At 52.6% G+C, this 7877-nt stretch carries 9 protein-coding genes; 6 read left to right on the top strand and 3 right to left on the bottom strand.

The genetic code is table 11. The features are described from left to right. From FWG96_07495 to FWG96_07480, 4 genes are all read left to right on the top strand, one after another. A partial coding sequence (locus tag FWG96_07495; GenBank protein ID MCL2033091.1) for a methylornithine synthase PylB occupies positions 1-252 on the top strand: 252 nt, incomplete at its 5' end. Continuing rightward, positions 249-1409 carry a 3-methylornithine--L-lysine ligase PylC gene (gene pylC, locus FWG96_07490; protein ID MCL2033090.1) on the top strand — a complete coding sequence of 387 codons (1161 nt, stop codon included), beginning with the start codon at positions 249-251 and terminating at the stop codon, positions 1407-1409. The genes FWG96_07495 and pylC, both read left to right, overlap by 4 nt. Further along, entirely contained in the window at positions 1409-2233 is an 825-nt protein-coding gene (gene pylD, locus FWG96_07485; GenBank protein MCL2033089.1) for a 3-methylornithyl-N6-L-lysine dehydrogenase PylD, read from the top strand. The genes pylC and pylD overlap by 1 nt, the downstream gene beginning before the upstream one ends. Positions 2234-2288: 55 nt before the next feature. Then, positions 2289-2843 (top strand): flavodoxin family protein, encoded by a 555-nt coding sequence (locus tag FWG96_07480; GenBank protein ID MCL2033088.1) that lies wholly within the window; start codon positions 2289-2291, stop codon positions 2841-2843. 3 nt (positions 2844-2846) lie between these two features. Here the strand turns inward: FWG96_07480 and FWG96_07475 are convergent, their stop codons facing one another. Continuing rightward, on the bottom strand, positions 2847-4148 hold the full coding sequence (locus FWG96_07475) for a phenylacetate--CoA ligase (GenBank protein ID MCL2033087.1): 1302 nt from the start codon (positions 4146-4148) through the stop codon (positions 2847-2849). A 161-nt stretch (positions 4149-4309) separates the two neighbouring features. Between FWG96_07475 and xseA the strand changes: the two genes are divergently transcribed. Next, on the top strand, positions 4310-5572 hold the full coding sequence (xseA, locus tag FWG96_07470) for an exodeoxyribonuclease VII large subunit (protein ID MCL2033086.1): 1263 nt from the start codon (positions 4310-4312) through the stop codon (positions 5570-5572). Further along, positions 5569-5799, top strand: coding sequence for an exodeoxyribonuclease VII small subunit (xseB, locus tag FWG96_07465; GenBank protein ID MCL2033085.1), 231 nt, complete (start codon positions 5569-5571; stop codon positions 5797-5799). The genes xseA and xseB overlap by 4 nt, the downstream gene beginning before the upstream one ends. On the opposite strand, the gene FWG96_07460 is transcribed toward xseB, so the two are convergent. Together FWG96_07460 and FWG96_07455 are read right to left on the bottom strand one after the other, a co-directional pair. Then, positions 5789-6646: a DUF4435 domain-containing protein gene (locus FWG96_07460; protein ID MCL2033084.1), complete on the bottom strand. Its 858-nt coding sequence runs from the start codon at positions 6644-6646 to the stop codon at positions 5789-5791. The genes xseB and FWG96_07460 overlap by 11 nt on opposite strands. Continuing rightward, on the bottom strand, positions 6636-7679 hold the full coding sequence (locus FWG96_07455; protein MCL2033083.1) for an ATP-binding protein: 1044 nt from the start codon (positions 7677-7679) through the stop codon (positions 6636-6638). The genes FWG96_07460 and FWG96_07455 overlap by 11 nt, the downstream gene beginning before the upstream one ends. Positions 7680-7877 lie beyond the last annotated feature (198 nt).

Genomic DNA, 7877 nt, shown 5'->3' with positions numbered 1-7877 from the left:
CCCGCCTCCTTGGACGTGGAAGGCATAGCCGGGCTGAAGACGAGACTGGACGCCGGCGCTAACGTGATAACATCGATCGTTCCTCCCAACGAGGACCTGGCGGGGGTTGCGCAGCATGAGCTGGACATCGAGAACGGCCACAGGTCCGTTGCGCATGTGCTCCGTCTCCTTGATGAAATGGGAAGAAAAGCGGCCACGAACACAGAGTACGAAAGCCTTCTCAGAAAACTGAAGGCCGGAGGGACACGATGAGGATAGGCATCGTCGGAGGGGCCCTTCAGGGCACGGAAGCGGTATTCCTTTCAAAGAAGGCCGGGTTCGAGACATTTGTCATAGACCGGAAGGAGCAGGCGCCGGCGTTGTCGCTTTCCGACGCGTATGAGGTGCTGGATGTGGTCAAAGACCAGGGGGCGGCAGAAAGGGCCCTTCTGGACTGCGATGCGGTGATACCCGCATGCGAGGAGATAGAGGCCCTGACGGCTCTGGAAAGAGTGATGGAAAACTCCGACATACCGTTCCTTTTCGATATGGACGCATACTCAATATCATCCTCCAAAGAGCAATCCAACAAAATAATGGCGGAGCTCGGCGTTCCGATGCCGGAGCCTTGGCCGGAATGCGGGTTCCCCGCGATAGTAAAACCTTCTTCTCAGAGCGGCAGCATAGGCGTATCCGCCGTAAGCGGCGACGGGGAAATGGCCGCCGCGCTGAAGACCGTCAGAGACCTCGGCGACACGCCGATAATACAGGAATTCGTATCCGGTAAGAGCGTTTCTATAGAGGTCATCGGAGGAGGAGGTCCCGCAAGGCCATATCCTACAACCGAGGTGGTCCTCGACAGTAACTACGACTGCAAAATGGTCCTCTGCGAGCCCGATATCCTGCCGAAAGATGATGACCTTTTATTTGCGGACATAGGAAGGAGGGTCGCGGACGGCATAGGCCTCAGCGGACTCATGGATGTGGAGGCGATCTATACGAAAAAGGGGCTCAGAGTGCTGGAAATAGATGCGCGCATCCCGAGCCAGACCCCCGCCGCGGTGTGGGCGGCCACAGACATCAACCTGCTGGAAGAATTCGTGTTCTCGGCAACAGGAAAGAGCACGGGAAGAGCGAGCAGGAACGAGTGCTCCGCGTATGAGCACTACTTGGTGGAAAACAATAACCTTTTCACATGCGGCGAAAAGGCCTTCGGTAAGATCAAAGGGCCCAGGTTCGAACAGAGGTTCTTCGGATCGGACGAAGCGATAACCGATTACTCTCCCGGAAAGGATGTATGGAGAGCAACAGTCATCAACAAAGGAAAGAACGCGGCCGAGGTCCTGGAAAAGAGAAAGAGATTCATCAGCAATGCGATGGAAGAGTGTGAGTTGGAAGAGTATATCGACAGATCACCGGGGATGATGTGATGACAAGATTAACAGATGACATGGTAAAGGACATAATAAGGTCGCTCGACAGCGCTAATGAGATGCTGATCTACCTTACGGGGATGGACACAGTGGAACTGGCATGCGATGCGGTGGGCATCACCCCCGATATGATCGATCTTGAGGGCATCAAGGTCGGCATAGTGCCGGTGACGTCAGGAAAGGGGATAATAACAAAATTCTCGGAATCTGTCGCTGAGATAGTTCGGAGGCTCGGAATGGAGGCTTTCATCACCGAGGCCGCAGACGTGACAGGGCTTGCGGAGGCCCTTTCGGCAGAGGCAGAGATGATATTCATGGCAGATGATATCAAATTCATAGCGATCAATACGAGGAACGGTAAATTCTCCAACAATTCCTTCGCGACCGCCGCCGGTTATGTTTCGGCCCTTAAGGGGGCGGCGGGAGGGCTTGCGGGGAAAGAGGTTCTGGTGCTCGGCATCGGAAGGGTAGGCAGCATAGCCGCAGAAATGATGATAGGAATGGGCGCGACGGTCACAGTCTACGACATCGACGAAGAAAGGATGAAAGAGCTTTCAGAACGTGTTCCTGTCAAAATGGCCGCTGATGTTAACAACGCGCTCATTGCGCATGACCTTGTGCTGAATTCGTCACCCGGCGCGATCGACGGGAGATTTGTGAAAGAAGGGGCGATAATATCCTCGCCCGGAATACCTTTCCCGTTTGACGGACTGGGGATTAAAAAAGCGGGGACGATAATAAACGACCCGCTGGACATCGGGGTAGCCGTTATGGCGGTTCAGTGCGCGTCATTCTCAAGACTGAAGGACAAAGTTCACTGAATACGGACCCCGTCGCTCATAAACCGATAAATACTCTGAAACTGTAACAAGAAGTATGAAAGTGCTTATTATCAACGGATCCCCCAGAACCAGAGGCAACACATCCGAGCTCGTGAAACGGTTCCTCAGCAGCATCGGGAATGATGCGGAGGCGGAAGAGGTCCGCATTTTTGAAAAGGACATCATAGGTTGCAGGAACTGCGGCTCTTGTCAGGAAGCGGTTCTGAAAAACCATTGCGTGATCAGCGATGATATGTCCGACCTGTATCAGAAATTCCTGTCCTCGGATTTAACGGTGCTTGCATCGCCCATTTACATGTGGCAGTTCACGCCGTGCACGATCGCATTCCTCAACAGGCTCCACTGTCTCTGCCATTCGGAGGATTTCTCCTATAATGACATGGCCGGGAAGAAGATGGCCGCTCTGATAACCTTGGGCGGGGAAGAGGAGGTCGCAGACTATGCCGTCAACGGCCTCAGGGATTTCTGTGAATTCTTTTCCATCAAGTATGAAGGGGATCTCAGGATACCGTCTGCAGTAAAGGAGAAGATATTGTCGGGAGAATATGACGGGAAAGTGAAGGAGTTCGCCGCAAGGATACGGGGATGATCTTCAGTCGTATTCGCGGTTGTCGGTCACATGCTGGGCCTTGCCCTCGAACCTTTTCAATGTTCTGGGCAGCACAAGCTTCGCTTTTATATTGATGCCGAGCACTTTTTTCAGTCTGCTCTCGAGAAGCTTTGCCATTTTTCCGAGTTCCACCATATCCTCGGTCAGAGCGGATTCGTTAAGTTCGACCTCCACCATGATATCGTCCATATAGTTCTTGTTCTCCAAGGTTATGTGGTAGAACGGGCTCAGGTACGGCATCTCTCCGATCACGCCCTCTATCTGGGAAGGGAACACGTTCACGCCGCGGACCACAAGCATATCGTCCGTCCTTCCCGATAATCTCATCAGACGGGGGTGCGTCCTTCCGCATTCGCATTTCTCCCATTCAAGCGACGATATGTCCCCTATCTTGTATCTTATCAGAGGGAATGCCTCTTTCTGCAGCATGGTGACGACGAGCTCTCCTCTCTCCCCGTCTGCACAGGGGTCGCCGTTCTTGTCCAGTATCTCCATGTAGCACATATCCGCCCAGACATGCGCGCCGGATTGTCTGTCGCATTCGAGGAACGAAGGCCCGTAGAGCTCGCTTGCGCCGTAGCAATTGTGTACGCGTATCCCGGTCCTGTTCTGTATCTTGACCCTCATGCTTTCGGACCACGGTTCCCCTCCGGCAATCGCAAGCCTGACCTTCGTATCCCTGTGTATATCAACACCCACCCTGTCGCATGTGTCCGCGATGTGGAACAGGTAGGAAGGCGTTCCCGCGAAAGCCGTGACGGGAAGGTCCCGCATCAGCTGGATCTGCCTTTCCGTGTTCCCCGTGCTCGTGGGCAGCAGTGTGGCGCCGACCTTCACCGCCGCCTGATGTATGCCCAGTCCTCCTGTGAACAGGCCGTAGCCGTGGCTGTTCTGTATCAGGTCCTTGCTGCTCATCCCAAAGGATACCATACCTCTTGCAAGGCATTCCGCCCAGTCGTCGATGTCCTTTTTGGTGTATCCCACGACCGTAGGCTTTCCGGTGGTGCCGGATGAGACATGGATCCTCTCGAGATCCTCATACGGCTTTACAAAAAGGCTGTCCGGATAATTTTCCCTGAAGTCATCCTTGACCATGAACGGCATCTTCCGGAATATTTTCAGGTCCGTCACGTCGGCAGGGGATATGCCGGCGGCCTTCATGCGGTCATGGATGAACTTCGATGTGTCGTACATCGTGCGCACCTGCTTTTTCAGAAGACTTAGCTGCAGCCTCTCAAGCTCCGCACGAGGCATCGTTTCTATCTCTTTGTTCCAGAAGGCCATCATATCACTTTATCGTGCTATCTTTTGTCACGCTTTAATAGAGATGTCACTTATAAATTTACCTGATAAAGGCGTCACCGGTAAGGCGCACCTTCATACGGCCTTTCCTCTCACCGTGTTCTGACAGCAAATAGATTAAAGCGGATACCCATGCGGATAGCATGGCGGAAACGATAACGGTGACCCAACTCAATACAAGAGTGAGGGCCATCCTGTCGGAGTCTTCCGCCGTCAATGACGTTTGGGTCACGGGGGAGCTGTCCAACCTAAAGAAGTATCCTTCCGGGCATTATTATTTCACACTGAAGGACAGCACCAGCGAGATCCGGGGCGTGATGTTCAAACAGTCCAGGGCAAGGATCGACTTCGAACCCCAGGACAACATGAAAGTGACCGCATTCGGAAGAGTGGACCTGTATGTGAAAAACGGGGCATACCAATTCATAGTAGAGATGATGAGACGGTCCGGCGTGGGAGACCTTTACCTCGCCTACGAAGCGTTGAAGAAGAAGCTCGAAGAGGAAGGATTGTTTGACCCATCGAGGAAGAGGCCCCTCCCCCTGTATCCGAAAGTTATCGGCGTGGTCACATCCCCCGCCGGCGCAGTGATACATGACATAGTCACAACTTCCGGGCGGCTCTTCCCCGCCGATATTCTCCTGTATCCGGCGCAGGTGCAGGGGGAAGGCGCGGCAGAGTCGATAGCGAAGGGGATAGAGGCCCTGAACAGAGAGGGGGTGGACGTGATCATTGTGGGAAGAGGAGGAGGGTCGATAGAGGACCTGTGGGCTTTCAATGAGGAGATCGTCGCAAGGGCCATCGCCGCATCCGAAGCGCCGATAATATCCGCCGTAGGCCACGAGACAGATTTTACCATCGCCGATCTCGTGGCCGATGTCAGGGCCCCCACCCCCACGGGGGCCGCGGAACTTGCGTTAAGGGACCGCAAAGAAGTGAACAAACACCTGGACACAGATATGATAAGGATCAACAGATCCCTGTCGGGGATACTGGAAAGGATGCATTACAGGTTCAAGATACTGGATTCTAAGCTCGCCCCGAAGCGCGCGGAGCAAAGGATATCTATGTACTCAATGAGGCTGGACGAACTTGATGCGCGGATGAATTCCGCGCTTAAGGATAAGGCGGGCGTCATGCGCAGAAGGTTCATCAAGCTGGATTCGAGCATGGACCTGCACGTCCGGAGGATGGTCGAGAACGACAGGAAGGACCTTCAAAGATATTCGGAAAGGCTGGAAAGCATAAACCCGATGAAGGTATTGGACAGAGGCTATGCACTGGTCACGGACGAGGGGGGCAGGGCGCTTACCTCTTCCAAACAGATGCGGGCCGGAGCAAACATAAACGTGACGATGAAAGACGGAAAGGCGGAGGCCGAGGTCAAGAAAGTGGAGATGAGATGATGGATGCGGAGGAAATGACATTCGAAGAGAGCCTTAAGACCCTCGAACAGCTCGTGAACGAGCTGGAGAACGGGAACCTGGATCTCGATAAGGCGTTGGAGATATACGAAAGAGCGGTAGTGTTAAGAGAACGCTGCAAGAGGTTTTTGGACGAATGCGACCGGAAGGTCCAGAAGATGATAGAGACGGCCGAAGGCGCCAAGAAAGAGGACTTTGTCATTGAGTGATCCACAGGATGTAATTGTGTCTCTGGGACCATTTCATCGTATCTTTGTACAGGTCCGTCTCTTTGAAATAGCCGAAACCGAACGCCAGCCTCAGCGAACCGCTCACCTGGCCGTATTTTATATCTTTGCTGTTATAGGAACCGAACGTCTCCGACAGCGCCAGCGCCAGCACGGAGACCACGTCATGCCCCCTCACGGCGATCCACGGGTCGTCAAGCACCTCTTCCTCTTCTGCGATCATATCGGCGATCTCTTTCTTTCCGATGCAGATGTTCACCGATTGGGAGAACACGTCCTCGATCATTTTCCTTATGTCGATGGAAAGCGTCTTCTTGTTGATGAACGATGAGTAATCCATATTCTTGAAAGAAAGCCCCAGCCTTTCCCTCGCGGATATGAACATGAACAGCCCTATCGGGTAGGACGACCTTGCCAGAACATCCTCCGCTTTCCCGTAGTTCTCTTCAAAGCTATTAAGGAGCTCGGGATCGGCATACTCAGTGAGCACATCATCCAGCGCTCCTGTGCTCAGGATCATTGTTTCCATATCCCTTTTGTCGGTGACAAATATAGGCGGATTGTATGTTTTTCTGCACAGTCTGTCAAGATCCGCATCAAGTATCCCTATGACCCGTTTATCGCCTCTCGCCCCCCAGACCTCCCCGACAGATTTCCTTACGTTATCTTTGGAGTAGGCGGTGATGATCTTCACTTCGTCTTTGTCTATGAATTTGCCGAACAGCCTGCTGTCGGTTATGCCCTCTACCACCATTATGGGCCCTTTATGAGAGGATCTCAGCATGGAGATGCTGTTTGCTATGTCCGCGCATGTAAGGTCATCTATCATTTTCCACCTTAAGCTCAACAGACAGATCCCAGTTGTCATGTATCACCTGAGGTGAGTGGGTCGCGACTATGATATGCATATCGCGCAGTCTGGCAATGTCTGAGAATGTCTTTCCCAGGCTCTGCTGCCACGCCACGTGCAGGGATATCTCTGGTTCGTCCATTATTACGAGCGACCCGTGCTCGGCTGCAAACAGAAGGAGATAGAACATTATCAGTATCTGCTTCTCTCCGGAGGAGAGTTTGTCAAGAGGGAGGGCCGCGCCGTTATCCATTCTGATGCTGAGGATGTTGCTGTCGTTGATGTAGACATTCTTCTTTATCAGGAGATCGTTCACAATATCAACGTAAACGATCGCCGATTCCGAAAGTTCATAGTATCTGCCGACGTATTCTTCCACAGAGAACAGAAGGTCCAGATAATCTTCGCGGTATCCCATGATCTCGAACCTCGTCGGAGGGAACCTGTATCCCGCAGGCATATCAGGCTCGATGCCCGCGCGTTTTATGAAATCAAGTTTCGCCTTCAGATCCTTGCTCCGGAATTCCAGTTCCGCGTCAGAATATTCTTTCCTGCCCTGCTTTGGCACGCTCACAAGTTTATCGTTCGCTTTGGCATTCTTAAGTTTGTCGGCCAGGCTTCTTACGTGCGCTTCGAGCGCGGGTATGAGGCAGTCATCCGAAGGCACAACGGACCTGTCAGGAGGTATGTAAAGAACGTTCATCACATTTCTCAGATCCTCGGCGGGGATCTCTTCTTCGATATCGTTCTTCTGCATCTGTATCAGAGGGGATTCGCCCGTGTTCTCCACGATGAGCGCGGAGCCGTCGTCGAATTTCAGGTCCATTCTCTTGAAGTTAACGCTTTTTACGTCGTCGATATTCCCCTTCAGTATGTCGGAGATGAGTTTCATGACCGTTGATTTTCCGTAACCGTTCAGTGAGTGCACGAACGTTATATGGCCGCCGCTGAGGTTTATGTTATAATCAAACTCTCCGAACAAGCCGTATATAGAGAATCCTTTGAGCATCATCGGTTAACGGTTATCGGTTTGAATGTATATGACATAAGCGGCCGCATCAGATGGCAGGTTATATAAGGGCGTATAGCAATTGACTCTCTGCAGCGGGTTTAACGTCCCCTCCAAGGAGGAGACGGATCCGTAACGTGGATCAGCCGTCCAGCACTAGGATCAGGTGCGGATCGTAATGATCACACCTCCGATCTTAAT

Origin of the sequence: Candidatus Methanoplasma cognatum (assembly GCA_009777615.1) — an archaeon.
GTDB lineage: Archaea > Thermoplasmatota > Thermoplasmata > Methanomassiliicoccales > Methanomethylophilaceae > Methanoplasma > Methanoplasma cognatum.
Note: the sequence above shows the minus strand (reverse complement) of the source record. Positions and strands in the feature narration are given on the sequence as shown.